Consider the following 25,806-nt stretch of genomic DNA (forward strand, 5'->3'; position numbering starts at 1 on the left):
TTATGCCAATCGTGTCAAAGATGTGACCTCGCCGAGAGAATTTCGACGAACGAGCCGTGTCCCCGGTACTGCAACAAGCGTTGAGACGCTCACTCGGAAGCCATCCTGAAGAGCCTTCGAAAAGTCGTCATTCTTTTCGCTGAGCTCCTGGCCTGTAGTTGACTGCAGACCTTCGGCCGCTAGTACAAGCGGACGAAGACCGATCAGCCTGTCTTCGGGCATGCGGTTGATCTCCCAGTGTTGCTCGGGATGCTCAGCCATGAATCGCCCGAAGTCAGTCGTATTCCCGATCCAGTCCTTAGCGTCGATGTAAATCTCATCACCCGGTACCAAAGAAACAACGTGCTCAGCTGTTCGGGCGAGTAGTGCGCGTCGCAGGGGAGCTCGACTATTACGCTGAACGGCGCGTGAATATGGGTCGACTGGCTGGTTCAGGAGGTCGGCTCCCTCCTTATCGGGTAGCTCATAAAGGTCAGCGGCCCAGATGCGCAGGAGTTCAACATTTCCGTTTGGCACCCGGTAGAGCCGGCCATGATGAATAGTTGCGCCAAGTTTGGCGGAACTATTTCGGGGTAGGGGGATTCGCGCGTCCTTCGCTCCTTTGAAAAGGTAGACAGGATCGTCGGCGGAAAGCCACTTCCCGCTAGTGAGCTGCGCTGCACGTGCAGGATTGGTAGGCAACTTCTTGGCCGTGCCCAGACCATCGACCAGATAACGATAGACCGACTTATCAACCACGCGGCTAATCTCTTGGGCGGTCCACTCTTCGCCTAAGCATTTGCTGATGTGCGCATCTCTCCCAGCCTCATGAAGCTGGCCATGGCTGGCCGACATTCGTAGCGGCTGAACCACTGGCACGTCGTCTTCATCGAGCTTCTCTCGAATGAGCTGCGCGAGACGATCCATGGCGTGAACCCACTCCGCAAATTTACGTGCTCGCTCGCTGCCGGGCTCTCCTTGGTAGGTTTTCCAGCCGTTATCACGTCCGGTCAGCAATGCCGCGTCACGCATCTGCTCGCGAATCGACAGTGTCATAGCTACCGAGGGATTCAGCATTGAAGCGACTGCTGCGTCGATAGCGTGGTGGCGGCGATCAATACGTGACTTTTCAATGAGTCCGGGGCGGAGCTCAAGCTTCTTGTCGATACCGCTCGCTTTTCGAGCAGCCGAAACAATCGACCCCTTATAGACCGGCACTTTCACTTCATCACCGAATGTTGCTTGGATTCGATGACGTAGCTCGACGGCGGCATAGGCGGTCGAGGCGAGTGCGCGCTCATCGACTGGCTGATCTTCGGAACGTTGTAGAAGCCGTTGACGCATTTCCTTCCGAATGCCATTTGCTTTTGCCTTGGGCATAGATCCGAAATCGAGCCCGCGCACTCTTTCGAGCGCACCATCAACAGAAACTCGAGGATTATGACCGGAACTGGCGAACACTGAGAACGGATTTTTGCCTTTTTGCTGATTGCAGGATGTGCACACCGCTGCCAAGTTGGCCTGCCGGTTCGAACCTCCACCCGATCGAGGAACGATGTGATCGAGCTCGACCTGGCTGGGACTGCGGAGAGTCTCACCGCAATACAAGCATTGACAGTTTTGTCGCCGAATTAACTGGAATTTACGAACCATATCTCGGCTGGGCGTCGAGCCGGGATAGGTCGCACGATAGTCAGCTGTGACGCGTTCGCGCTCCTTCCGATTGGCTCCTTGCTCTTTGCGTAAGTCGGAAAGCGCGTTCGTGCCGAGAAACGCGGCGCGTACATGTTCGATTGTGACTTGATCGATGTCACCCAAATTTCGATGAACACCCATGAGGAAGCGTCGGACCGGAGGAATGACTCGCTGGAGTGTTGGGTGCTGTGCCGGCACCGTCAGGTCATCGCGCTCTGGAACCATGGTTTCGCCGCCATTAAAGAGCCGGTTTCGCGCTGTGGTGTAGTCGTCGCCGGTGTCACGAATCTCGTCGCAAAGCATCCGCAAGACCGTAAGGCTGTGACTCGCTCGACCAGAGTCGAGCTTGACTCCCTCCAGCTTGGTTACTTCGGCGTCGTCGAGCGAACCAAGCAGTGAGTCAATCTCTTCATTGTGCATGTGGCGAGGCGCAGAAGGATCTCCCAGTCGGTGCACCAGGGCGGAGCGCTGTTCGGCATTGGCTGATTTCCACCATTGCAGTACAGGATGTTTTTTGGGCAATGCGTGAATGGCAGCCAAAGTACGGTTGATGGGAGCCTTTGCCGTCAACTGTTCGTCAGGATTGTTATGGGTAAGTAACGAGGCTTCGATTTCGAGAGCATCTGCGAGGTCTCGCCACGTCGGCTGCTCATTGAACGAGGTGATACCGGAGAGCGTGTCGAACAGTATGTGCTGTTGCTCAACGGAAAGTCGAGTACGCTCCCTTGACCGCGGAGAAGGTTTTATGGCGAGGTTTGCAATTTCCTGTCGGATGCGGAATTCCTGAAACTCGAGCGCGCTCTTTGACGCCCGAGGCTCAGACTTGTAGCCAGGGATCCATTCGGAACCAACTAGCTCTTCAGGAACACGAGGATGTTCTTGCTGAAAAGCGAGAGTGCCTAGCGTCTCGAAGACCGCATCTCCAAGCTCTTGGATACGGCAGATGTGGCGCCACTCTCGTGCGACATCCTCGCGCCGTTGCCTGCCGAGCAGGTTGTAAGGTTGCACGCGGTTCGACCCGCCCTTCACGCGGTCACGGAGAAGCTGCTGGTTGGTGAGCCCATACTGAGCGATATCCGACTGAAACTCGAGCGGGGCATCATCGGGGATTCCAAGAGAGTCCAGTTCCTCGAGTTTCTCAACTGCTTTAACAAAGTCATCACTGGGCTCGGCTGCGTTCAGATAGAAACCCACGCTGACCCACGCATTCGCCCAGCCACGGTGACGTTCCATATGCTGCAAGGCCATAGACACGAGCCGTCGACGACGTTCTGGGTCTGGAACGAAGCCTCGGCAGAGTTCAATCCGCGCCTCCCACGCTTCATAGGTCGAAAGCTTCGTCATATCGACCACGGGAAGGCCATGAGCTAACAATGCTTCGCGCAACTGTCTGCGTTGACGGCGGCGATTGTGCTTGTGATTCCGTGCGCGCCGCGCTATCCCACCGGACGCCTTGCGCGTTAGCTGTGTCGTTTGACCCGAAGCGGCTTTATCGACGCCACCGTCGTGTTTCACAGATATCAGGTAAGGAACACTGACCGGCATTCCCTGCTCGTCCACGATAACCGCAGCGAGACCAACCGACTTCTCACCAGCATCAATGCCACATCGCAAAGCCATAGCCTAAACATATCGGAAACAAGCGACTTTGGATATCAGAGAAAAGTAAGGTTTCCACAAACCCCATCGAAAACAGGAAACCCCGCCGGAGCGGGGGACAAGTCGTACGTGCAACCTTACGGCCACGCCTTATTGGGATACCTGTTCGCGAATCAGTGTACGCGCCCAACCGGTTAACTACAAGAGATCGCACAATCGATCAACGTTTCACCTTCCGGCTCCCTCTCGCGGTGGCGTAGGCACGGGTGGGGTGCACCGAGCCCCGCTCGGCAGTACAGCCACGACCAAAAGCTCAGAGCACCCCAGCTAACTCACTTGATGAGCTTTGTCACTGCCGCAGCCGCCTCGATCACCTGCGCCTGATGTGGCAAGAGTTCGTGCGCGGGTGAGTCATCGAAACTCACACCAAACGGATCAACCACATCAGTTCGAGCGCCGCTCAATTCTTCGAGCACTGCGACACCGCAGAACGGCACATGCACAGGTGAATAACCGCCCTCATGAGCGAAAACTACTCGTCCGTTACAAACCTCGTCTGCCACGTTGAGAATTTCACGCGCAAACATCCTGAACCCATCGGACGTAACCGTCATGCACCCCAGCGGGTCCAGCGCACTCGGGTCGAAACCGCTCGAGACAAATATAACTTCCGGTTTGAATTTCTGAATCGCTGGGACCGCTACCTGTCTGATGGCGTGCAAATAGCCGCCATTACCCGTGCCTGCGGGCAGCGGAATATTGATGTTGTATCCCTCGGCCGACTCACCACCGATCTCACTGAGTTCGCCGCTTTCCTGCGGAAACAGCCGGTGCTGGTGCAGTGAGACGTGCAGCACATTTGGGTCGTCCCAAAAGATTCGCTGGGCGCCATTTCCATGGTGGACGTCGTAGTCAACAATTGCCACTCGCTCGATTCCTGTCGTGGCGCGCAAATGCTCGATAGCAATGCCGACGTTTGATAGGAGGCAGTAACCACGACCCAGGTCTGGCTCTGCGTGGTGCCCCGGCGGGCGTGTCAGTGCGTAAGCATTGTCAACGTCACCCCTAACCACGGCCTCAGCTGAATGGATGAGGCCGCCAACAGCTAGACGCGCAATATCAAGAGACGTCGCACCAAACGGGGTCGCGCCATCGCCAGCGTCTCCGCCACGTCCGCTGCTTAGCTCAGCAAGACGAGCTAAGTAATCGGCTGTATGGACACGAAGAATCTCATCATCACTGGCGACACGTGCGGGAATGCGAACGAGTTCTTTGGAAAGCCCACTTACCTCGACCAGGCCAGCAAATCTCGCCTTAGATTCACTGCTTTCGAAGGCCTGATGTGGCTGGATAAATCCACCTGATGGCCAGATTCCCGCTGCGGTACCAGTGTCATGCCACGCGAACCGCTCTTCCCACATGTAGCCAGTACGGCGAGTTGCAGATTTCACGACGTTACTCCTTCAGTTTTATTAGGTACTTGAATTGCTTCGGTTCGCAGGCGGACGCTCTCGAATAGTTGATCGATGCGTTGCTGCTCGGCGCGAGAGTTGGGTTTGAACACGGTCAGCGCTATGTAGATGAGCGTGTTGACCATCAGGCCGGCTACGCCTGGCACGAGTCCCCCGAGCCAGGTAATCGAGATTGGATTGCTCAGATAGAAAAGAATGGCAGCGAGCAACCCGCCGATCATGCTGGCAGTGGCAGCGAGTGCTGTCCCGCGCCGCCAGAAAATGCCGAGGAACAGTGCAGGCGCCAGTTGCACAATTCCCTCGTACGACATCATCGCCAGATTGACCAGTCCGCCAGTGATGTTGACCGTCAGCACCGTAGCTAGGGCGCACAGGAGTGTTAGCGCAGCCACGATTGTTTGTGCCAGTCGTGGGCTGCGACGTCCCGCTTCCACAGTTCTCGGAGCAATGTCGTTAGCTGCGATCGTGCCCAAGGCTTGCAGATTGGCCCCAACGTTGCCGAAGGTCGCACTAATAACTGCCAGCCCTGCCAATGTGAGGGTGATCACTCCGCCAGCTGAGGCGACGATGAAGAACACATGGTCAGGTTTCTCCGAGACGCCGGGGAACTGTGAGGCCAGTAGTGCAAACATCATCAAAGTGAGGCCGAAGATGAGCAGGATTGGTGCTGCGCGGAGGGACGCCCGTTGAATTGTTCGCTCCGACTTGGAAGTGAAAAGTCGTACGAAGATATCTGGCCAGCACCATCCCCCCAGTGCGCCGGCAAGTATCAACGAGAAGAAATAGAGCGGCCCCAAATCTGACCCGAGACCTGGAATTGCAAAGAACGTTGACGGGATGCCTGAGAGATTAAAGCCGGTGGCGAGCATCCACACGATGAGTCCGAGTAGCAAGAGGCCGCCAAAGAGGTAGGCGACGATTCCTTGAACCATGTCGCCAATAACCACGCCGCGTGCGCCGTAACGAACCGTCCAGATCTGGCGAATTGCGATAACAACCGTGCCGACAACGAGGGCGCCAATGGGGTCCACAGCGCCGAATGAGAGGTACTCAAAAACGAGCGCGAGTGATTGCATTCCGAGTACAACCCAGGGCAGCGATGCCAAGAAACCAATCACTGCGGCGGTGACTCGAACCGTTGAAGAGTTATAGCGAAGCCCCATGAGGTCGGCCTGAGTGCGTAGGTCGAAGGAATGGCCCCAAATACTCACCGGGCGCGCGAGCAGATACATCAGAACTGCGCCGAAGAGCGAGTACAGCACCATGTAGAAGCCAATTACTCCGGACGCAGCTGTCAGTCCAGCAAAACTAATAAAGACGGTGCCTGGGAGCCACGTGTTGACGAATGCCATCGCAGAGTACCAGGGGCCAAACGACCGACCACCCGTCGCGTAGTCAGACATAGAGCTGGCCGATTTCGATCGTCGTTCGAGGACAATTCCGATGGCGACAAGCAGCAGAATCACGCTGCCGTAGCCGATCACCATTGACGTGTTCACGCCTCATCTCCAATCTCTGGGTGGGTTTGCGATGACTGGGGTGCAGTGGTCCGGTCGAGAACTAGAAGAGACAGGGCGAGCAGCAGGGGCACGCCGATCACATAGAGCATCGACACCGTCGGTTTGCCAGCCACCAGCCACCAGTGCAGTGGAGGAAAGAGCAGCAAGAACGCATCGACTGCGACGATGATGCCAATGATTTTTTGGCGAGTTCGGGATGAAAGGTGAAGTTTGGACACTCGGCACCTCCTTGTGCAAGAGTTAACTGAATCGATTCAGATTGTCTGAAGTCTGGCATGTAAGTGGTATCCGCGCAACTCCGCTCCGAAAGGCATAGGATTCCCGGCATGGCACAGGAACGGGTGACGATCGCTGATATTGCGCGCGAGGTCGGCTTATCAGTCGGTACGGTTTCGAACGCGCTGAATGGTCGCAGGCCGCAGGTCTCAGAGCGAACAATTGAAAAGGTGGTGGCCGCTGCCAACCGGCTGGGTTATCGAGGTAACAGTGCCGCTGCCGCGCTGCGCACCGGGCGCTATGGCGCAGTGAGTCTGCATCTTCCCGAGTCGGTGCGCTCGCTCAGTTTCTACATGGAGTTCACCTTCGGGGTTGAACATGCGGTCTCGAGGGCCGACTTCGACCTGGTGCTTGTTAGCTCGGACCGCAAAAGTAAGACCTCACCGGTGAGTGTTGATGGCGCAATCGTCGTCGACTGGACACCGAAACTTCGCGCCCCTCGACTGCTTCATGATGCGGGTGTTCCCATTCTTGCGGCTGGACGCCAAGCCTCCGACCTCGTCGAGTCGACCCCCACGCAAACCATTTGGGTGAACTATGCACCCTTGGTTTCGCAGATCGTTTCGGCAGCCGAAAAATCGGGCGCGAAACGGTTTGCGATGATTGCACCTGATGACTCGTTGCGCTCAGACTGGGCCGTATCGATCGTTGAGGGCTTCAACCGAGCTGTCGAAGAGCTGGGGGTTCCCGGGTATGTTGTCCACATACCAGTGACAGCATCTCCCGCGAAAATTATTGAGACTGCCTTGTCGCTGTGTGAGGCAGAGAGTCCCGACTGCGTGATCTTTGGTCCCCAGCGGTTCGCTGGTATCGCAAAGCTCCATCTTGGATGGGGCGTGCCGGGCAGCAGGGTCCCTTATCTGGCTTCGTGTGCGGGAGATCCGCTGAGCGAACTGAGTGACGATGCGCTCACCTCAATCAGCGCGGCTCCCTGGGAATTTGGCGAGCGCTGCGGCAAAAGTATCGTCGATATTCTGGGCGGCGCTGAGTTTCCGAAGATGCGAGAGCATCCCGCCAAAATCATCTGGGGCGAGCACTGGGCGTAACCGCGCAGCTAACCCCGCAACCATTCCCGCAGGTCGCGCGCCACCGACATCGCGGTGAAGCCGCTGGTGCGCGGGTTGGTGGGTGACGGTGCATTCAAAAAATGAAACTCGCAGGTGCCGGCGCGACCCGAAGTGCGGATCAGATGCTCACTCAGCGTCGCCGCTGCATCCGCCACAATTGTCACCTGCACCCGCTCGAGCGCGCGCTCCAGATTCGCAACCCGATCAGCAAGCGATGCATCCTTTGGCAACAAATCCTGCGTCGCCCACGCCAGCGCCACCGACACATTCACATTCGACGGGAACTTCTTAATCGCTTCGGTCGGTGTTCCTACAAACAGCTCCAGCGGCCCATCCGCCTCGGTCAACATCTCCAGCCGCTCAGCCTCAGCCTCACTCATCCACGGCTGCACGAGCGCCCGCGCCAGCTTCGAAGTGCGCAGCGTCACCTCATCAACACCGCCAGCCTGCGACGCCGCAGCCAGCGCATCAAAACCACCGATCGCGCCATTGGTCACCACAAGCTTGCCGGGGCCGCCGAGCAGGTCGCGCCGCGCATCCTCGTGCGCCAGCGCACCAACGCTGGTGAGAATCAAATCACGCCCGGATGCGATCACCCGCGGCCCCATTGCCATCGCAGCAGCAACTCCGGCGCACTCCACCACCACATCCGCCTCGGCCAGCGCCTCGTCGAGCCGTTCAGCAACATACAGCGGATACGCCGGGTCGCCATGCTTGCTGGGATCGCGCACCACCGCGCCACAAATGTGCACCTCGCCGCGGGAAATCTCCGGCGAAAGCAGGCGGATGAGATCGTGAGCGATGGCGCCGTGGCCCAGCAGCAGAACGTTCGTCATGACTTCACCCTAACGGGCAGCAGTCAGCGGCAACCGCAAAAAGCTCGGCAACTGTGAACGACTCTCAGTAAATGGCATACATTTTCTATCGCGCTGGGGGCAAGATTAACGCCATGCAAAAAATTCGATCGCTGATCGATCCGCCCCGCATCACGGGGCTCGATCTGGCTCGCGCACTCGCCATCATCGGCATGATTTTCGCTCACATGGCACTCGTGCCCGAGCTGCAGCTCGCGAAACCCGAAACCTGGCCCGGCATCATCCACGGGTTCACCTCACTGCTATTCGCATTTCTCGCCGGCGCCTCGGTCGCGCTCATGACCGGCGGTAGTTCGCGCCCCGACATCGAACAACTCCCCAAACTTCGGCTGCGCCTGGTCGGTCGCGGCACGGTGATTTTCGCGATCGGACTCTTTCTCGAAGCGCTCGGCACCCCCATCGCCATCATCCTGCCGATCTTCGGGCTGCTCTACCTCGCGCTGCTGCCATTTATTCGGATGCAGCGGCACTTCCTCATCATCTGGGCCGCGGCACTCATGGTGTTCGCGCCGATGCTCGTGCAGCTGTTGCAATTGAGCGCGCCCTACGCGGCGGGGCTCGCATTCGTGTTCTACGGTCACTATCCGCTGCACGCCTGGCTGGCGATGGCGCTATTCGGGATGGCACTGGGCCGCTTCGACCTGCGCAGTCGCAAACTCGCAAGCATCGCGCTGCTCGCCGGAGTGGTCATCACCATCGCCGGATTCGCGCTCGCATCCCTCACCCCGGAAGGTGCCGGCCAACCGCCGGAATACACAGGCCTCTCGAGCAGTAGCGGCTCGTGGTCGGCCTACGACGAACTTCCCACCGATGACGACTTCGAACACTCACCGCTCGCGGGGGTGCTCGCGGGACTCACCAACAGCCTGCCGCACACCGGCGGCAGCCTCGAAATCTTCCTCGGCCTGGGAGTGAGCCTGGCGGTGGTCGGGCTGTGCCTGCTTATCGGCAGCACCGGGATGCGCTGGGTCACGTTGCCGTTCACGGCGCTCGGATCGATGCCGCTGACGGTCTATTCGCTGCACGTTGTCGTCTACCTCGTGGTGTACGGCAACACCAACCTCAGCGACTGGATCGGCCCGCTTGAGGGCGACCCGACCGCGCTGATTGTCACGCTCGCGTTCTTGATGGGGTGCACGGCGTGGGCGCTCACGGTTGGTCGCGGCCCGCTCGAGTCGCTGATGCGCACCGCCGGGCTCGCCACCTCGGGCGAGCTGCGTTCAGAGTAGTGGGTGTGGCAGCGGGTTTAATTATGCGTAACCGGTGGATCACATCCCATGCATAATTAATCTGCAGGTTAATTATGCGCTGTGTGGATCAGGGGGTAGCGCGATGATTAACGATCCAGTTCGTCAGGCGGTAGCTGCTGTTTTGCAGCGGCTGGAGAACGGTGAGCACGTCACCGGAAGTGTCGAAGGCCCGCACCTCGACCTGAAAGAAGAAGCCGGACGGCGGAACGGGTCGAAAACCATACTGCCGGGGACCCCCAGATCGAATGAAGTAGCAAAACAGCTGGCGCAGGAAGCCTCCTGTATGGCGAACACCCCTGGAGGGGGTGCGCTGATTGTCGGAGTCGCAGATGATGGCGAACTTGTCGGTGCAGCAACCGATGCTGATTGGTTGCGCAAGCGAATCTACGAGCTGACCGACCGTCGACTGACTGTTGAGTGCATTGAACAGGTGATTTCAGGCGTACGGCTCCTGATCATCGTGGCCCCGGAAGCGCTCGAACCGATCCGTTACGGGGGTCGTATTCGATGGCGAGTGGGTGACAGTTGTGTCGAGATCGATGCAGCTGCGTGGCACGCCCGTCGGCTTGACCTGCTGAACTTCGATTGGTCGGAACAGTCTTCTGAGGTTGGTCTTGACGAGGTTCGGGCTCGCGCGCTCGAAATTGCCCGAGACTATCTCCGAGACCGCGGTGACTCAAAAGGAGAAGACCTGGCCAACGCTCATGACGCAGATTTACTCCGGCGCCTTGGGCTAGTCACGCCAACCGGAAAACTCACAAATGCGGGGGCAATCGCATTTACGGCACTCGACTTCTCTCCGATCGATTATCTTCGCCGCGAGTATGCAGGCGGGGACAGTCTGACACGCATGAATCGCAAGGGAATCTCGGCGATCGAAGCGCTCCATGAGACATTCCAACTGTTGGATGTCTATAACCCCGTTCGGCACGTGCAAGCTGGACTCGTGATGCGTCAGCTGCCCGCGCTGCCTCGGCTTGCGATGCGCGAAGCGATCGTTAACGGTATGACGCATCGGAACTGGCAATCACACGACTCAACGCTTATCGAACATATCGGCGGCACGCTCCGCGTCACGAGTCCTGGCGGTTTTGTCGGAGGTGTAAACGAGACAAACATTATTTCGCATCCATCGCGCTCACGAAATACATCACTTGCGCACCTCTTCTCACTGCTGGGGATCGCCGAGCGTGAGGGCATCGGAGTTGACCGCATGGTTCGCGAGATGCTCCGACTGGGCTACTCAGCACCAGTTTTTTCTCAACTGGATGCGGCTGCGGCTGTCCGAACAACACTCATTGGTGACGTCCCAGACAAAATCTGGATCGAATTTCTCGACGCTATCGAGCCAGCAACCGCCGGGAAGGATTTGAACCAGCTCATCATTCTTGATGCTCTGGCACGAAAGGGTTGGGTAGAGCTTCGTGAAGCAGCTGCTGCCATTCAGCTTCCGCGACAAGAAGCCGAACTGGCGATCCGCAGTCTCGCCGTCGCCAGTTTTAGGGGTGAACGCATTATCCAGCCCGTTAAAGGGGCTCCTGCAGGTAGTGAACCAGTTTGGTGTTTGGGCACAGCGGTTCGTAAATACTTGGAACGCGGATGGCTCGAATACGAAAGTGCCCGTCATCTGCCTGACCGAACCGAGACCGCGCTCAGCTACGCGCGTTACCGAGGAAGGATCAGTAGCACCGAGCTCGGGTCAATTATGGGTGTTCAACCCAGCAACCTCAGTGCGACGCTGAAACATCTCGCAGAGCAGGGTGATCTTGCGCCGTCAAATGAGTCTGGCCGTGGACAGGGGTTCCACTACCTGGCAGTGGAACCCCGCCCCTAACATCCGTGACAGCTACTCGGTCACGTGGTCGCCGAAACGCGAGGGCAGCGTCGCGGCACGCAGCTGCTGCAGCTCAGCAACCGGCACCGTGAACTGACCCTGCACCTCAAGCGCATCACCGTCGGTGACACCGATGCGCAGAATCGGCAGCTTGCGGGCCTCGCACATGAGGGTGAACCGCACATCGTCCTCGCGCGGCACCGACACGATCACGCGCGCCTGCGACTCCGAGAACAGTGCCGTGGTCACATCCACACCGTCGCGCTGCAGCAGTTCATCGAGCACGATGCGCGCACCGATACCGAAACGCACACACGACTCCACGAGCGCCAGTGCCAACCCACCCTCAGAAAGGTCGTGTGCCGACGACAGCAGCCCCTCCTTCGAGGCCGACTGCAGCGCCGAAGCGAGCGCCATCTCGGCCTCGAAATCAACTGCCGGGGGCATCCCACCCAGGTGGTCATGCACCGCATCGGCCCACAGCGAACCCGAAAGCTCTTCGCGCGTAACGCCCAGCAGGTAGATGTTGTTGCCCTCATCCTGCCAACCGCCCGCAACCCGCAGGTCGACATCCTCAAAACGGCCCAGCACCGCAACAGTGGGGGTGGGGTGGATGGGCGTATCACCGGTCTGGTTGTAGAACGAGACGTTACCGCCGGTCACCGGGATCGACAGCTCGAGGCACCCATCAGCGAGTCCCTCAACCGCATGCGAGAACTGCCACATCACCTCGGGGTTCTCTGGCGAACCAAAATTCAGGCAGTCGCTCACCGCCATCGGCTCCGCGCCGGTGGTGGCAACGTTACGGTACGCCTCGGCAAGCGCGAGCCGGGCACCGGTGCGCGGGTCGAGCTGGGCGTAACGGCCGTTCGCATCCATCGACAGCGCAACCCCCAGGCGGGTGGTTTCGTCGATCCGCAACACACCCGCATCCTCGGGGTAGGCGAACGCCGTGTTGCCGCCAACGTAGCGGTCAAACTGGTCGGTGATCCACGCCGGGTCGGCCGCATTCGGGTGGCCGAGCACCGCGAACAGCTGTGCCCGCAGCTCGTCACCGCTGGCCTCTCGGGGGAGAGCCTCAGCGCGATCGGCCTGCAGTGCATCAATCCACTCGGGATAGGCCACCGGGCGGTCGTACACAGGCCCGTCGACCGCGACGGTGGTGGGGTCAACATCCACGATGCGCTCGCCCTGCCAGTCGATGACCAGGCGACCGGTGTCGGTCACCTCGCCGAGCACACTCGCCTCGACCTCCCACTTGTCGGTGATCGCGAGGAACTCGTCGAGCTTTTCGGGGCTGACGATCGCCATCATCCGCTCCTGCGACTCTGACATCAAAATTTCTTCGGCGGTGAGGGTGTCGTCACGCAACAGCACATTGTCGAGCGAGATGTGCATCCCGCCATCACCTGCCGCGGCCAGCTCGCTGGTGGCGCACGAAATACCGGCCGCGCCGAGGTCTTGAATACCCTCAACGGCCCCGGCAGCAAACAGTTCGAGGCAGCACTCGATCAGCACCTTTTCGGCAAACGGGTCACCAACCTGCACCGCGGGGCGCTTGGTGGGGCCGCCCTCATCAAACGAATCGGAAGCGAGAATGGATGCGCCACCAATTCCGTCGCCGCCGGTGCGGGCACCGAACAGCACCACTTTGTTGCCGGCACCGCGAGCGTTCGCCAGGTGCAAATCTTCGTGCTTAAGGGCACCCACGGCGAGCGCGTTCACGAGCGGATTCACCTGGTAGGTCTTGTCGAACCAGGTCTCACCACCAATATTTGGCAGGCCCAGGCAGTTGCCGTAGAACGAAATACCGCCCACAACGCCGTGCACCACGCGAGCGGTGTCGGGGTCGTCGATATCGCCGAAACGCAGTCCATCCATCACCGCAACCGGGCGGGCGCCCATTGAAATAATGTCGCGCACAATGCCACCAACACCGGTGGCAGCGCCCTGGAACGGCTCAATGTAGCTGGGGTGGTTGTGCGACTCGACCTTGAAGGTGACGGCCCAGTTGTCGCCGATGTCGAGCACACCGGCGTTCTCACCCATACCCACCATGAGGTGCTCGCGCATCTTGTCGTTCTGTTTTTGGCCGAACTGGCGCAGGTACTTTTTCGACGACTTGTACGAGCAGTGCTCCGACCACATCACCGAATACATGGCTAGCTCACCCGAGGTGGGGCGGCGGCCGAGGATTTCACGGATGAGCGCGTACTCTTCTGCCTTCAGGCCGAGCGACTCGTACGGCTGCTCCTTTTCGGGGGTGGCCTTGGCGTTTTCGACGGTGTCGGGAACGTGACGGATGCTCAAATTCGCTCCTAGAGAAGGGGTGAGGATGCCCGACACGGCCGGTCGGGCAAAGTCTGCTTCCGAGTCTAGTCGGCGGTGCCGGTTCACGGTGGAGGAGCGCATCCGTTGGGATGCGGTGCGGCGCGAGCTACCTCCGTAGCGCCGTGCCCGAACCTGTTTGTGTCGAATAGCTCAGGGAGTGCTAACCGTTGTTTCGAATTTCCACAAGCGAGAGCTCTTCGCCGCTGATGCGGTAGATAAATGCCACATCTTGATCGAGGACGTATTTATCCGAACCACTCTCAGCATAATGGCAGTCTGTGCTACCGTTTTCGTATTTGCAAACATAATTGCTGTATTCGATGGAGACCGGTTCAACTAGCACAAAATATGCTGGATCGCTTGAGTAGCGTCCTGCATGCTTCTCGTACCAGGTCTGCCACTCGCTCGAATGTTTATCGATGAGAGTTATCTTGTCGGGATTGCCGGCGTCCGGTGCATATCGAAACACGCCAACACTGGACTGTCGTTCCGGGTCATGTTGATCAAATGAGAGGTTATAGTAGCTCTCAGTACACCAGTTCTTGCACTTTTCGCGGAAAGCCTCGATTTGGGTGATTGCCGCCTTCTCGCCGTCGGGTGACAGCGAAAACTTGGCGTCTTTGAGGGCCTCATTGATTCGCCCGGCATTGCCCATCTCATCATCGGCCGCAGGGAACACGAGGGCCACATCAACGCCCTCCTCGGGCGAAGTCAGATACTTACTCGTAGTCGCAGCGTCGACCTGGTGCTTGCCTGGCACATACAGCGGCTCATCACTGGTGGGGGCGGAGTCGAATTGATCTTCTTCGAAGCTATCACCTGACTCACCCAAGGGGTTGATCGTGATGAAGGGGTCGATGATCCGCCAACCCGCGTCATCGTAACGCAGCGTCGCATCCCACTGGTATGAATCAGACTCGACCTTGTAAGTGACCGTCACTGAAGCGATTCTGCGGTCGATTGGGCGCGGGTTCGCTTCGGGCGCGTTTTCAATCGATTCCAACTCGGCGGGAACCTTGGGAAGCTGAATCTTATCGGGGCTAACCTCGTTAGCGGCAATCTTGCTGATGGCCTCCTTATCGGAGCTTTCGATGGCCGCAAAATATTTCTCGACGGTCTGGCTAGCAGTATCCCCTCCGGGTGCCGGATCAGCCTCGGGATCGGCATTGGAGATTGTTGCGCACGAGGTGAGCGCAAGGGTAGCGAGTGCGGTTGAGACTGAGGCGAGCAGTTTTCGATTACGAGTCAACATGGCGAACTACTTTCCAGTAAATACCGAGAGGTTTGCTGATTCGAAGGCGTTGAGGAAGTCGCCGTAGTTTGCCCCTTCACCCGGTCGGCAAGTGTATTTAAAAACCACAGCTTGGCCACTGGCATCAAAGGCTCGAAGAGTGACAAATGAAGACAAATCAATGGTGTCGACTCGGTAAAGTGCAAATTCAACGATCTCGGTCGTGCCACCCTCGCTCGCAGCTTCAATGGAATATGGTTCAAGCTTGCTAATAACCCGTTCCGTATGGCTGTCGGATGGGTAGAGGGTCTCGATCAGCTGTTCGGTGGCTTCGAGGTCAGATTTAAATGTGCCCGACCGTGCCTCAGCCTCGTCGCCAAAGTAGGAGATCGGGGAGGTGGAACCCTCGGTCCAGCAGCCATCTTTCTTCACCGTGGGGCTCATGATTGCTGCCGATGCAATCTCGTTGCGCGAGTTTAGCGGAAATTTCGGCAGCGAATTGAAGTAAATGAAAAGGCCCACAGGAACAGCGATCGCAAGTACCACTACGGCCGCAATTATGGCGGCGATGAGGCCAATTGACGTTTTCTTCTTGTCGCGCGGTGGTTCTGCGGGTTCATTGATGTCCGGCATGGTGGGAGGCGCGAAACTCGTGCCCACGCTCGCCTGGGCAGTCGCAGGTGCCTGCGACTGCAGGGAATGTGCTTGCTGGGGTTGCGGCTGCGAAAAGTTGTTTAGTGAGGGAAGTTCAGGAAGCTGCTCATTGCCCATGTCGATCCTTCAGACGAGAGGAATGATTAAAGCCAATTATATCCGAACATCTCACCCTGCGTTGGTCTGACTGGCGAGGGTACACGCGGTTTTACTACCCCCGCAGTGCTGCACCAAGGGATGGGGCGAGGATAAAAACGAACGCCGCGACCGCGATCAGCGCCAGGGTTACCGGATGCGCGAGCGTCCAGGTCACCAGGCCATCGAGGCGCTTTCCAAACATCCCCGCACCCCCATAGTCGGCACGCAATCCGCGCTCCCGCGCATCCGCATCCTCGTGTATCCAGCCGCTGGGAAACCGACCCGAACGCTCAACCCACCAGTCAAAAAGCAGCGTCGCGAACGGTGGCACCGAAGCCAGCCCGCCCACCAGCATCAATCCAAACGACCAGCGCGCGCTCGCACCCACCACCAGCCCAAAGAACAGGTAGGCCAAAAACGCGGTGCCATGCGCCGCGCCCGCAAACGGCACCAGCACACTGCCCGCATCCGGATTCATGACGTACTTGAACAGCATCGCGACCAGCAAAAACGCCCAGGTGCAGGCTTCGATGATGGAAGTGATGCGAAGAACACGGCGAGGAGTCACCCGGCCAGCCTACTTGCGTGGCGCGTGGCGGGTGCGCCTGTGTCGCCGGTCCGGGCGCGGGTGGGATGCACACAATGGCTGGTCACGAACGGATTTTCAGTGCCGAGAAGCGCGGGAGCTTCACACCGAGCTGTTCATCCAGCATCCCTAGGCTGGATGAGCAGAGCACCGCAGTGCGGCAGCGGTTAAGTTGCCGCTGAGTTATCCCGGAGGTTCAGATGACCGAACAGATCGAAGCTACCGAAACTCGTAACCCGATGCCCATGCTGGGTGAGCCCGCACCGGCATTCGAAGCCGTAACCACGCAGGGTGACATTAGCTTCCCTGCCGACTACGCGGGTAAGTGGGTGGTGTTCTTCTCGCACCCGGCCGACTTCACGCCCGTGTGCACCACCGAATTCATGACCTTCGCCAAGATGATGGGCGAGTTCAAGGCGCTCAACACCGAGCTCGTTGGCCTGTCGGTTGACTCGCTGTACGGCCACATCGCCTGGCTGCGCAAGATCCAAGAGCTCGAGTGGAAGGACATGAAAAACCTCGACGTGACCTTCCCGCTCATCGAAGACATCCGCATGGATATTTCGAAAAAATACGGGATGATCCAGCCCGGCCAGTCGAACACGCAGGCCGTGCGCGCGGTGTTCATCATCGACCCCGAGGGCATCATCCGCACGATCCTGTATTACCCGCTGTCGACCGGTCGCAATTTCGACGAAATTAAGCGCATCATCATCGCGCTGCAGACGGCCGACCGTGACAATGTGGCGACTCCCGCCGACTGGCGACCCGGCGACGATGTGATCGTGCCCACCGCCGGTTCGTGTGGTGTGGCCGCCGAGCGGATGCTCAACCAGAGCGAGGACGAGTACTGCCTCGACTGGTTCCTCTGCTTCCGCAAAGACAAAAACGAGGTCGCGAAGTAGCTGACTTTGCGACGCGAGCGTGGCCCGGCGCCGCGGGCACCGCTCGGGTACACCGAAAACCCACGGGGACACCGCTATAGCGGTGTCCCTCAGTGGTTTCGGTGGCTTTGAAGCGCGACTGCCCCCGGCGAACCGAGGGCAGTCAGCAAGCTGCGGCGTTAAAGGGATGCACTAGGCGCGCTCGAACGCGAACGACACCGGGGTGGGGTTCGCGAGGTTGTCGGAGACGGGGCAGCGCGTCTTTGCCTCGTCGATGATCGACTGCACGGTGGCGTCGTCGGCGTCGCTGTCGAGGCGCACGGTGACACGGATGTCGCTGTAGCCGGCGCGGTTCTCGGTGGGCTGGCCAACCACCTTCGACGGGTCGAGGTCGCCCTCGGCGTCAAGGGCGAGCGAATTGATGGTGACGCCGCGCTCTTTCGCGACGATGTGAATCACCACGTTGAAGCATCCCAGCAGCGCGCCGAGCACATATTCCACGGGGTTGGGGCCCTGATCTTCGCCGCCGAGTGCCGGCGGCTCGTCGACAACAAATTTGAACTGACGGGCCGTGACTTCCAGCTGGGTTTCGCCGGTCGCCTTCGAGGTGACATTGAACACTGCCATGGGTGACTCCTTCTGGGTGGATGCGGTGTTGCTGGCACCGTAACAAGCCACATCAAACCGAACCCGGTGTCCTGTCATCGGGGTTCATGCCGGGTAATTGCGGTTAATACTCGGGCGAGGAGGTGGCAGCTTCCTGCCGCCTCCCACAGTTGCCAACGGACGGATCGCGGGCCAAACCGCGCGGTAACAGGGGAGTGTTGGCAGCATCCTGCCCTGGCTCAAGGATGCTCTTGCGACCGGTTACCGGCCACGCGAGTCTGACTGTGCATCCGATCGAAAGGAATCCAAATGACTCGCCTCGCAGCCGCACTCGCAACCGCAACCTGGCTCATCGCAATCGCCATCGTGGTGTTGGCCCAGCAGCTGACCATCTGGGCGCTGGTGCCGTTCGTGATCGGTATCGCCGGTCTTTCGCTCGTTGCCGCTCGCGTGCTGGGACAGGCTGACAAGTCGCAGCGCAATAAATTCATCCCGCTGCTCCTGGCCCCCGCCATCGTTGGATCCGCCACCGTACCGCTCTACGCGAACCAGCCGGTTCTCGCATTCAGCCTGCTGGCCGGAACATTCGCGGTGGTGACCATCGTGCTCACGGTCACAACCGAGCGGCGCACCGCATAGCACCGCATCCCAATGAGAGGGGATGCGCACTGTGGCCGCTACGCTCAGTGGCATGAGATCAATGCTGACCGCGAATGCCTTGCAGGTGTACGAGTTCATCAGTGCGCTACCGGCTGCGACGGTCGAATCGGTCGCTGAGGGGCTGGCGCTGCGGATGCGTGACGCGCAAGAAGCGCTTGATGAGCTCATGGCCCTGCATCTTGTGCAATCCGTGGACGACAATTACGTCTCCGTGTCACCCGAAGTGGCCCTAGCCGGGCTCGTCGACGCGCAGGAACGACAAATTCTTGACCTACAGCGGGAGGTCGCTGAGCGCCGGGCCACCATGCTGCCGCTCGTACCGAAATACCTCGAAGCGCGCGCCCGCGTCAGTGATGTATCGCAGTTCGAAATTGTTGAGGATGCCACTGTTGCCCAGCAGCTACTGCTTGACCTCGGGCGCAGAGTCAACAAAGAAGTGCTGATGGTAGTTCCCGGCCGTGGCTCCACTGTCGAAATGCATGAAGAAAGCGACGCGAAAGACCTCGAGTTGCTTGAGCGCGGGGTCATTCGCAAAAACCTCTACCACGAGCGTCGCCGCGACCACGCCGCAACCCGTAATTCGGTGGCCCGGCTCACACCCGCCGGAGCCGAGTTTCGCACACTACCGGTAGTGCCGTGGCGCCTATTCATGTTTGACCGGCACGCCGCCATCCTCTCGCGCGGGCGAGAATCCGACGACGGCGCTGCAATTGTTACCAGGGATGCAGACCTCGTGCGATTGCTCGGCGCACTTTTTGATGCGGTGTGGGAATTTGCGGACCCGTTCACCGTCGACGACGCGACAGCCGAGCAGCAACTCAGCGCCACGCAGCGGACGATTTTGCGCGGCCTCGCATCCGGACTCACCGATGAAGCGCTGGCATCCAGGCTCGGGATGAGCGTGCGCACCTGTCGGCGACACATCGCGCAGATTTTTGAGCTGCTTGGCGCCGACAGTCGGTTTCAGGCCGGTGCGCTCGCGGCAGCGAAGGGATGGCTGTAGCGGCACCGCTCAGCAATGCCCAAGCACGCGACCGACCGGCAGCTCCCCTAATGCAATGCGCTCGCGTACACCGCTTGGCGATTGGGGATTCGCCGCGTGACCTGAGCGTACACCGCTAACGCCCGGGTACACCGCTAACGCTCGCGTACACCGCTATAGCGGTGTACCTCAGCGGTTACGGTGTCTTTGAAACGTTTCGGCGTCTTTGACAAGTTGAGGAGCCTTGAAATGCTTCGGTGTCTTTGAAAACGCAACTGCCCCCGTTCTCGCCTGCCCGGCGAACCGAAGCAGCCGGCGAGAACGGGGGCAGTGATCAAACTGCGCGCTAAGCCTGCGCCATCGAGCGCAGCACGCTGGCAAACATCCCCAGACCATCGATACCCGACCGCATCCGCTCGGGAGTATCCGGTCCAAAACCGGGCTCAACCGCGTGCTCGGGGTGCGGCATCAACCCAACAACATTGCCGCGCTCATTGCGCAAACCGGCGATGTCGTTGAGCGAACCGTTCGGGTTCACACCCACATAGCGGAAGGTCACCAGGCCCTCGCCCTCGATCCGCTTCAGCGTCTCGTCATCGGCGATATAGGCACCCTCGCCATTTTTCAACGGGATGATGATCTCTTCATCCTGCTCATAGGCGTTCGTCCAGGGGGTGTCGATGCTTTCAACCCGCAGACGCTGGTCACGGCACACAAACCGTCCGTGCGCGTTGCGGATCAGACCGCCCGGCAGCAGGTGCGACTCAACGAGCATCTGAAACCCATTGCAAATACCGAGCACCGGCAGACCCTTATTAGCTGCAGCAACGATTTCTTTCATCACCGGAGCCTGCGCGGCAATCGCCCCGCAGCGCAAATAGTCGCCGTAACTGAAACCACCCGGCAGCACCACAGCATCCACATCGCGCAGTGAATCGTCGCGGTGCCAGAGCGCCACCGGCTCGCCGCCCGCGATCTCGATCGCGCGCTGTGCATCCCGATCATCGAGCGTGCCGGGGAAGGTAACAACGCCAACCCGCATTAGTTGCCCGCCTCGTTAGCGAGAGCCTGACCGTCGCTCGCGGCGCCGGTGGGCAAAAAACCGTCATCGGTCACAGTTTCGGTGTCGGCAGGATCGACCTCGCCCGCATCCTCAACCACGTCGATCGAAGTCACATCTTCAATCACACCGTTCGACAGCAAATTGTCGGCAAGCGCCGCCACCTCTTCCATGAGGTCCGCGGTGACCTCGCGGTCGGTGGTGATCTCAAAACGCTTACCAATACGAACATCGGTGAAGTGACCCTGACCGCCCGCGGCCAGCGAACGCTGCACCGCCTTACCGGCCGGGTCAAGCAGCTCGCGCTTGGGCATTACCTGCACGATGATCTTCGGCATCGAGGTTCCTCTCATCCCACTCAATCTGTCGCCCATCCTATCCTGGCTGCGCGCCCACGACACACGTTGCCAGCGCGGCTGTGTAAGTTCGAATACCGGATGCATCCCCGCGTAGCAGGATGCGCGCCACAACATCAGGAGGACTTATGGACAGCCAGGGGCGACTTACGAAGCCTGATACGGTGCAGGCGCTGTGGAAAGACAGCGTCGGTATCGTCGCCACGCGCGCGCTGCAGGGAATGCTGATTCTCGCCGCGGCAACGGTGGTGATTTGGTCGCTGCTGCAGGTTTCACTGGTGGTGACGCCGCTGCTGCTCGCACTGATCGTGGCGGCCGCGCTGGGCCCGGTGGTGACCTGGCTTGAAAACCACGGCTGGCCGCGGCTGCTCGGTACCTTCACGGTGCTGCTCGGCATCCTGCTGATTATCGCGGGTGCGATGTGGCTGGTTGTGGCGCAGATCGCTGGTTCTTGGGAACTGCTCAGCGATCGCACCATCGAGGGCATCACGCATCTGGTGCAGTGGTGGAACAGCACCTTCCCGCAGTTTGCGCTCAACGACGGCAACATTCAGCAGGGATGGGAGGCCACACGCGAGTGGTTGAGCAACCTGAACTATGGCGCGGTCGGTAGCGGTGTGGCGGCTGGTCTCGGCACGGTGGGCTTGTTGGCAACCGGGCTCGTGCTCTTCCTCGTGATCCTGTTCTTCTTCCTGAAGGACGGGCCAAAGATTTGGCGGTTCGTGATTCGTCCGTTGCAGGATGCGCAGCACCTGCGCGCTGAACTGATGGGGATGCGTGCCGTCTCGGTACTCGGCGGCTATGTGCGCGGTACCGTCATCGTCGCGTTTGTGGATGCATTGCTGATCGGTATCGGGTTGCTCGTGCTGCAGGTGCCGCTGGCGCTGCCGCTGGCCGTGGTGGTGTTTATTTGCGCGTTCATCCCGGTGGTGGGTGCAACGCTCGCCGGCGTGGTGGCGTCGCTGGTGACGCTGGTGACCAACGGATTCTGGGCTGCGCTGATTGTGGCGATCATCGTGGTGATCGTGAACCAGGCCGAAGGTAACCTGCTCTCTCCGATCGTGCTTGGTCGACAGCTGGCGCTTCACGAGCTGGTGGTGATGCTGGCGTTGACGGTGGGCACCGTGCTTGGTGGCATCATCGGCACGCTGATTGCGGTGCCGCTGACGGCGGTGGCGTGGGCGCTCATCAAGGCCTGGAATGAGCCGCTGCCCGATTTGGAGGCCGACCCCGACGGATCGACGATGTCGGAGCGATTGCGCGAGTTGCGCGAAAAGGCGAAGAAGCCGCGGGCCCGCAAGGCGTAGGGGCAGCCGGGCGCCCCACGCCTTCCCTGCTGCCCTGCCGGCCATCCCCAGCCATTCCCGGCAAGTGACCCTGTTATCGGCAAATGACCCTGCTGTAGGAGGGTCATTTGTGAGTTAGAGGGTCACTTGGCGTGGAGAAGTGCATGGTGAGGGCGAGCCCGGCTGTAGATAGGCACTGCGCGTGCGCGGTGGCGGGGTGCTGTGGGTGCTGCTGTTGTGGTGCGGGGTGCCGGGGTGCTTGGGTGTGCTGCGGGTGCTGGGAGCTGATTCTTGCCCGGTGTCTACGCCTGTGCCCCTGCTACCTCTCGCACACCACGCTCGTACCTCTGCCGGCAAGTGACCCTGTTATCGGCAAATGACCCTGCTGTAGGAGGGTCATTTGTGAGTTAGAGGGTCACTTGGCGTGGGGAGGCATGTGGTGTGGTGGGCCCGCGGCCCGGCGCGTGGTGTGGAGCAGGGCGGGGGTGCCCAGCGGCCCCGCCCCAGCGCGCAGCTCGGCGGTGAGAGGTGGTGTGAGGCTCGTGGCGCTAGGCGTGGCGTGCCTGCTTCCTACTGCGCCACGTCCCGGCAAGTGACCCTCTTATCGGCAAATGACCCTGCTGTGGGAGGGTCACTTGCGAGTTAGAGGGTCACTTGGCGTGATTTGAGGTGGTGTGAGGCGCGGCGGCCTACACAGCGAGGCGCTGCAGCAGCTCGGCGTAGCGAGCGCGAGTGCGCTCCACGATCTCGGCGGGCAGCACCGGCGGGGTACCCACTCCATCCCAGTTTTCACGCAGCCAATTGCGCACAATTTGTTTGTCGAACGACGCCAGCCGCGCACCCAACTCAGCCGATTCATCCGCGTAAGCATGTGCATCCCAATAACGCGAAGAATCGCTGGTGAGCACCTCATCGGCGAGCGTGATCGCACCGGTTTCGGGGTCGCGACCAAACTCAAATTTGGTGTCGCCAAGCACCAGCCCGTGCTCCAACGCAATCTGCGCACCGGTGCGGTAGAGCCGCAGCGACAGCTCTCGCAGCGCGCTCGCATCCGCCTCGCCGATCAACTCGACCACACGCTCGAAGCTGATGTTATCATCGTGCTCACCCTGCGGCGCCTTGTAGGCCGGCGTGAAAATCGGCTCGGGCAGCCGGTCGCCATCGCGCAGTCCCTCGGGTAGCGGCACTCCGCACACCGCACCGGTTGCCTCATATTCTTTGAGACCCGAGCCGGTGAGATAACCGCGCACGACGCACTCAATCGGGAACATTTCGAGTTTGGCGACGCGCATCGTGCGGGCCGCATCCTCGGCACTCAGCTGCGCATCCCAACCCTCGGGTTCGCGCAGCTGGTTCGGCACATCCAGGCGCTCGAACCACCAGCGGGTCAGCTGCGTGAGCATCGCCCCTTTGCCGGGGATCTCGGGCTCGAGCAGGTGGTCGAACGCCGACACGCGATTGGATGCAACCAGCAGCAGCGCGTCATCGCTCTCGTAAATCTCGCGCACCTTGCCGGAGTATACGTGGCGGTACCCGGCGAACGATCCCGCGGCTGATTCAAACCCGTTTGCGCGCGCGGTGGCCGCAGCAATCGGGGTGTCGCTGAGAGTGGGGCTGGGCGCGGCAGGCTGCTGTGCCGTCTGGGCGTGGGCGCGCTGTGAGTCTTGCAGTGCGGCACCGAGCTGCGCGATATCGCTGCGGTACTGTGCGCCATTGAGCTCAACGCGTGCGGCTGCCGTGTAGGCGACGCGGCGTGCATCCGCGATGGTGTCTCCGGTGGCAACCACGTTCAGCACGCGGCCGCCGGTGGCCACCAGCTCGTCGTTGTCGTTGGTCCCGGTGCCGGCGTGCAGTACGAGCGCGCCGGCGGCAGCCGCGTCGTCGAGCCCGCCGATCGGGCGGCCGGTGATGGGATGCTCGGGGTACCCCTCGGCTGCGATCACCACGGTCACCGCGGCATTGTCGCGCAGCGCGAGCTGTTCGGGATGCGCGTCAAGCGTGCCGTTGGCGGATGCGAGCAGCAGCGGAGAAAGCGGTTCGCCCAGGCGCTCGAGCACCACCTGCGTTTCGGGGTCACCGAAGCGGGCGTTGAACTCGATCACGCGAATACCCGCGGCGGTGACGATCAGCCCGCAGTACAGCAGCCCCTGGAACGGGTTGCCGTCGGCGCGCAGCGTGTCGATCACCGGCTGCGCCACCGAGCGGATCGCCTCGGCGACAAACTGCTGCTCGCTGCCGAAGCGGTCGTTCAAGAAGGGCACCGGGGTGTAGGCGCCCATGCCGCCGGTGTTGGGGCCGTGGTCGCCGTCGTGGAGGCGTTTGAAATCTTGTGCCGGGGGGAGTGCGCGAACGGTTTTGCCGTCGCTGAAGCAGAACAGTGACACTTCGTGGCCGTCGAGGAACTCTTCCACCAGCAGCGGCCCCGAAACGATCCATTGCTCAGCGTGACGGATGGCTTCGCCGCGGTCTTCGGTGACGATGACGCCCTTACCCGAGGCGAGGCCGTCGGCTTTCACCACGTAGGGGGCGCCGAATTCATCGATGGTGCTGATGAGTTCGTCGATGTCGTGGCACTGTTTGCCGCGGCCGGTGGGCACATTGGCCCGCTGCATGATGTCTTTCGCGAAGGCCTTCGATCCTTCGATCGCGGCGGCGGCCTGCGAAGGGCCGAACACCGGCACCCCGAGCGCGCGTACCGCGTCGCTCACCCCGGCCACAAGCGGCGCTTCGGGGCCGATCACCACGAGCTCGAACTGTTCTTCTTTGACGAAGTCAGCGACCAGCTCGGGGTCGGTGATGCTCATTCGGATGCGCTGAGCGATGTCGGCCATCCCCGCATTGCCGGGGCTGACAACAATTTCGTGCCCGCCCTCACGGTGGAGTGCGGTGATGATGGCGTGCTCACGGGCGCCTGACCCCAAAACCAGAATCTTCACGACAGCCAGGTTACCGGCACTTGGTTCGGCTGCGGTTCGTGGGGTGCCACTTCGGCGTGTGGATGCGGGCTGTGAGTGGCGAGATTCGTTACCGGATGCTGTGGTCCGGGCGGTCTGGATATTGCGATGCGGGCCTCGCAGCGTTGCGAGACACTGGGGATATGGCACGCAAACGAATTGATGAAGCGGCGGGTCTGGCCGCAGCGCAGCAGTGGGCGGCAGGGGCCAGCGATCGAAATACGGTGGCGACGGCGGTGCGCTACACACTGCAGGCGCTGGCCGATCGGGTGCCCGGTAAGTCGGTGGAGGTGCGGGTGCCGCCCTACGGTGCCGTGCAGTGCATCGAGGGTCCGGGACACACGCGCGGCACTCCGCCGAACGTGATCGAAACCGATGCCGATACCTGGCTGCGGCTCGCGACCGGCGCGCTGGGCTGGGAGGCGGCGCGCGCATCCGGTGCCGTGCTCGCATCCGGTGGTCGAGCGAATCTGGATGCGGTGCTGCCGGTTCTGCGGCTGCGGTAACGGTG

The 25,806-nt window shown here is 60.4% G+C and carries 21 protein-coding genes; 8 read left to right on the forward strand and 13 right to left on the reverse strand.

Annotated features, from left to right (window positions below):
• From cas9 to JMV54_RS05155, 4 genes are all read right to left on the reverse strand, one after another.
• Positions 1-3,288, reverse strand: coding sequence for a type II CRISPR RNA-guided endonuclease Cas9 (gene cas9 / locus JMV54_RS05140; RefSeq protein WP_201517873.1), 3,288 nt, complete (start codon positions 3,286-3,288; stop codon positions 1-3).
• 317 nt (positions 3,289-3,605) lie between these two features.
• Positions 3,606-4,724: a class II histone deacetylase gene (locus tag JMV54_RS05145; protein ID WP_230972557.1), complete on the reverse strand. Its 1,119-nt coding sequence runs from the start codon at positions 4,722-4,724 to the stop codon at positions 3,606-3,608.
• A complete protein-coding gene (locus JMV54_RS05150; RefSeq protein ID WP_230972556.1) occupies positions 4,721-6,244 on the reverse strand; it encodes a sodium:solute symporter family protein in 1,524 nt (507 codons plus the stop codon). Before JMV54_RS05150 ends, JMV54_RS05145 begins: the two co-directional genes overlap by 4 nt.
• Positions 6,241-6,483, reverse strand: a complete 243-nt coding sequence (locus JMV54_RS05155) for a hypothetical protein (protein ID WP_201517874.1) — start codon at positions 6,481-6,483, stop codon at positions 6,241-6,243. The genes JMV54_RS05150 and JMV54_RS05155 overlap by 4 nt, the downstream gene beginning before the upstream one ends.
• A 108-nt stretch (positions 6,484-6,591) precedes the next feature.
• Between JMV54_RS05155 and JMV54_RS05160 the strand changes: the two genes are divergently transcribed.
• Entirely contained in the window at positions 6,592-7,587 is a 996-nt protein-coding gene (locus tag JMV54_RS05160; RefSeq protein WP_201517875.1) for a LacI family DNA-binding transcriptional regulator, read from the forward strand.
• Between the two features lie 8 nt (positions 7,588-7,595).
• On the opposite strand, the gene JMV54_RS05165 is transcribed toward JMV54_RS05160, so the two are convergent.
• Positions 7,596-8,444 (reverse strand): aspartate dehydrogenase domain-containing protein, encoded by an 849-nt coding sequence (locus tag JMV54_RS05165; RefSeq protein ID WP_201517876.1) that lies wholly within the window; start codon positions 8,442-8,444, stop codon positions 7,596-7,598.
• 113 nt (positions 8,445-8,557) lie between these two features.
• Here JMV54_RS05165 and JMV54_RS05170 point away from each other — a divergent pair, with 113 nt between their 5' ends.
• Both JMV54_RS05170 and JMV54_RS05175 read left to right on the forward strand, forming a co-directional pair.
• Positions 8,558-9,712: a heparan-alpha-glucosaminide N-acetyltransferase domain-containing protein gene (locus JMV54_RS05170; RefSeq protein WP_201517877.1), complete on the forward strand. Its 1,155-nt coding sequence runs from the start codon at positions 8,558-8,560 to the stop codon at positions 9,710-9,712.
• 103 nt (positions 9,713-9,815) lie between these two features.
• Positions 9,816-11,567, forward strand: coding sequence for an ATP-binding protein (locus tag JMV54_RS05175; protein ID WP_201517878.1), 1,752 nt, complete (start codon positions 9,816-9,818; stop codon positions 11,565-11,567).
• Positions 11,568-11,579: 12 nt separating this feature from the next.
• Here the strand turns inward: JMV54_RS05175 and purL are convergent, their stop codons facing one another.
• The 4 genes from purL to JMV54_RS05195 all read right to left on the reverse strand — a co-directional run bounded on the left by purL (position 11,580) and on the right by JMV54_RS05195 (position 16,489).
• Positions 11,580-13,877 carry a phosphoribosylformylglycinamidine synthase subunit PurL gene (gene purL / locus JMV54_RS05180; protein ID WP_230972825.1) on the reverse strand — a complete coding sequence of 766 codons (2,298 nt, stop codon included), beginning with the start codon at positions 13,875-13,877 and terminating at the stop codon, positions 11,580-11,582.
• A gap of 181 nt (positions 13,878-14,058) precedes the next feature.
• Positions 14,059-15,150 carry a hypothetical protein gene (locus JMV54_RS05185; RefSeq protein WP_201517880.1) on the reverse strand — a complete coding sequence of 364 codons (1,092 nt, stop codon included), beginning with the start codon at positions 15,148-15,150 and terminating at the stop codon, positions 14,059-14,061.
• 6 nt (positions 15,151-15,156) lie between these two features.
• Positions 15,157-15,900 (reverse strand): hypothetical protein, encoded by a 744-nt coding sequence (locus JMV54_RS05190; RefSeq protein ID WP_201517881.1) that lies wholly within the window; start codon positions 15,898-15,900, stop codon positions 15,157-15,159.
• 94 nt (positions 15,901-15,994) lie between these two features.
• A complete protein-coding gene (locus JMV54_RS05195; protein WP_201517882.1) occupies positions 15,995-16,489 on the reverse strand; it encodes a DUF3817 domain-containing protein in 495 nt (164 codons plus the stop codon).
• 218 nt (positions 16,490-16,707) lie between these two features.
• Here JMV54_RS05195 and JMV54_RS05200 point away from each other — a divergent pair, with 218 nt between their 5' ends.
• Positions 16,708-17,412, forward strand: coding sequence for a peroxiredoxin (locus JMV54_RS05200; protein WP_201517883.1), 705 nt, complete (start codon positions 16,708-16,710; stop codon positions 17,410-17,412).
• Between the two features lie 171 nt (positions 17,413-17,583).
• Here JMV54_RS05200 and JMV54_RS05205 read toward each other — a convergent pair whose 3' ends face one another.
• Positions 17,584-18,018 (reverse strand): OsmC family protein, encoded by a 435-nt coding sequence (locus JMV54_RS05205; protein ID WP_201517884.1) that lies wholly within the window; start codon positions 18,016-18,018, stop codon positions 17,584-17,586.
• 288 nt (positions 18,019-18,306) lie between these two features.
• On the opposite strand from JMV54_RS05205, the gene JMV54_RS05210 reads away from it, so the two are divergent.
• Together JMV54_RS05210 and JMV54_RS05215 are read left to right on the forward strand one after the other, a co-directional pair.
• The gene (locus JMV54_RS05210) at positions 18,307-18,636 is read left to right on the forward strand and encodes a hypothetical protein (protein WP_201517885.1); all 330 of its coding nucleotides are present in this window, start codon (positions 18,307-18,309) and stop codon (positions 18,634-18,636) included.
• A 52-nt stretch (positions 18,637-18,688) separates the two neighbouring features.
• Complete coding sequence (locus JMV54_RS05215) at positions 18,689-19,660, forward strand: helix-turn-helix domain-containing protein (protein ID WP_201517886.1); 972 nt, start codon at positions 18,689-18,691, stop codon at positions 19,658-19,660.
• A 325-nt stretch (positions 19,661-19,985) separates the two neighbouring features.
• Here the strand turns inward: JMV54_RS05215 and purQ are convergent, their stop codons facing one another.
• Both purQ and purS read right to left on the reverse strand, forming a co-directional pair.
• Positions 19,986-20,681, reverse strand: coding sequence for a phosphoribosylformylglycinamidine synthase subunit PurQ (purQ, locus tag JMV54_RS05220; RefSeq protein ID WP_201517887.1), 696 nt, complete (start codon positions 20,679-20,681; stop codon positions 19,986-19,988).
• The gene (gene purS / locus JMV54_RS05225; RefSeq protein ID WP_201517888.1) at positions 20,681-21,037 is read right to left on the reverse strand and encodes a phosphoribosylformylglycinamidine synthase subunit PurS; all 357 of its coding nucleotides are present in this window, start codon (positions 21,035-21,037) and stop codon (positions 20,681-20,683) included. The genes purQ and purS overlap by 1 nt, the downstream gene beginning before the upstream one ends.
• 146 nt (positions 21,038-21,183) lie before the next feature.
• Here purS and JMV54_RS05230 point away from each other — a divergent pair, with 146 nt between their 5' ends.
• Positions 21,184-22,362, forward strand: coding sequence for an AI-2E family transporter (locus JMV54_RS05230; protein ID WP_230972826.1), 1,179 nt, complete (start codon positions 21,184-21,186; stop codon positions 22,360-22,362).
• A 668-nt stretch (positions 22,363-23,030) separates the two neighbouring features.
• On the opposite strand, the gene purD is transcribed toward JMV54_RS05230, so the two are convergent.
• The gene (gene purD, locus JMV54_RS05235) at positions 23,031-25,277 is read right to left on the reverse strand and encodes a phosphoribosylamine--glycine ligase (RefSeq protein ID WP_201517890.1); all 2,247 of its coding nucleotides are present in this window, start codon (positions 25,275-25,277) and stop codon (positions 23,031-23,033) included.
• A gap of 161 nt (positions 25,278-25,438) precedes the next feature.
• On the opposite strand from purD, the gene JMV54_RS05240 reads away from it, so the two are divergent.
• Positions 25,439-25,801, forward strand: coding sequence for a sterol carrier family protein (locus JMV54_RS05240; protein ID WP_201517891.1), 363 nt, complete (start codon positions 25,439-25,441; stop codon positions 25,799-25,801).
• Positions 25,802-25,806 lie beyond the last annotated feature (5 nt).

The sequence above is a fragment of the Gulosibacter hominis genome (assembly GCF_904842695.1).
Taxonomy (GTDB): Bacteria; Actinomycetota; Actinomycetes; order Actinomycetales; family Microbacteriaceae; genus Gulosibacter; species Gulosibacter hominis.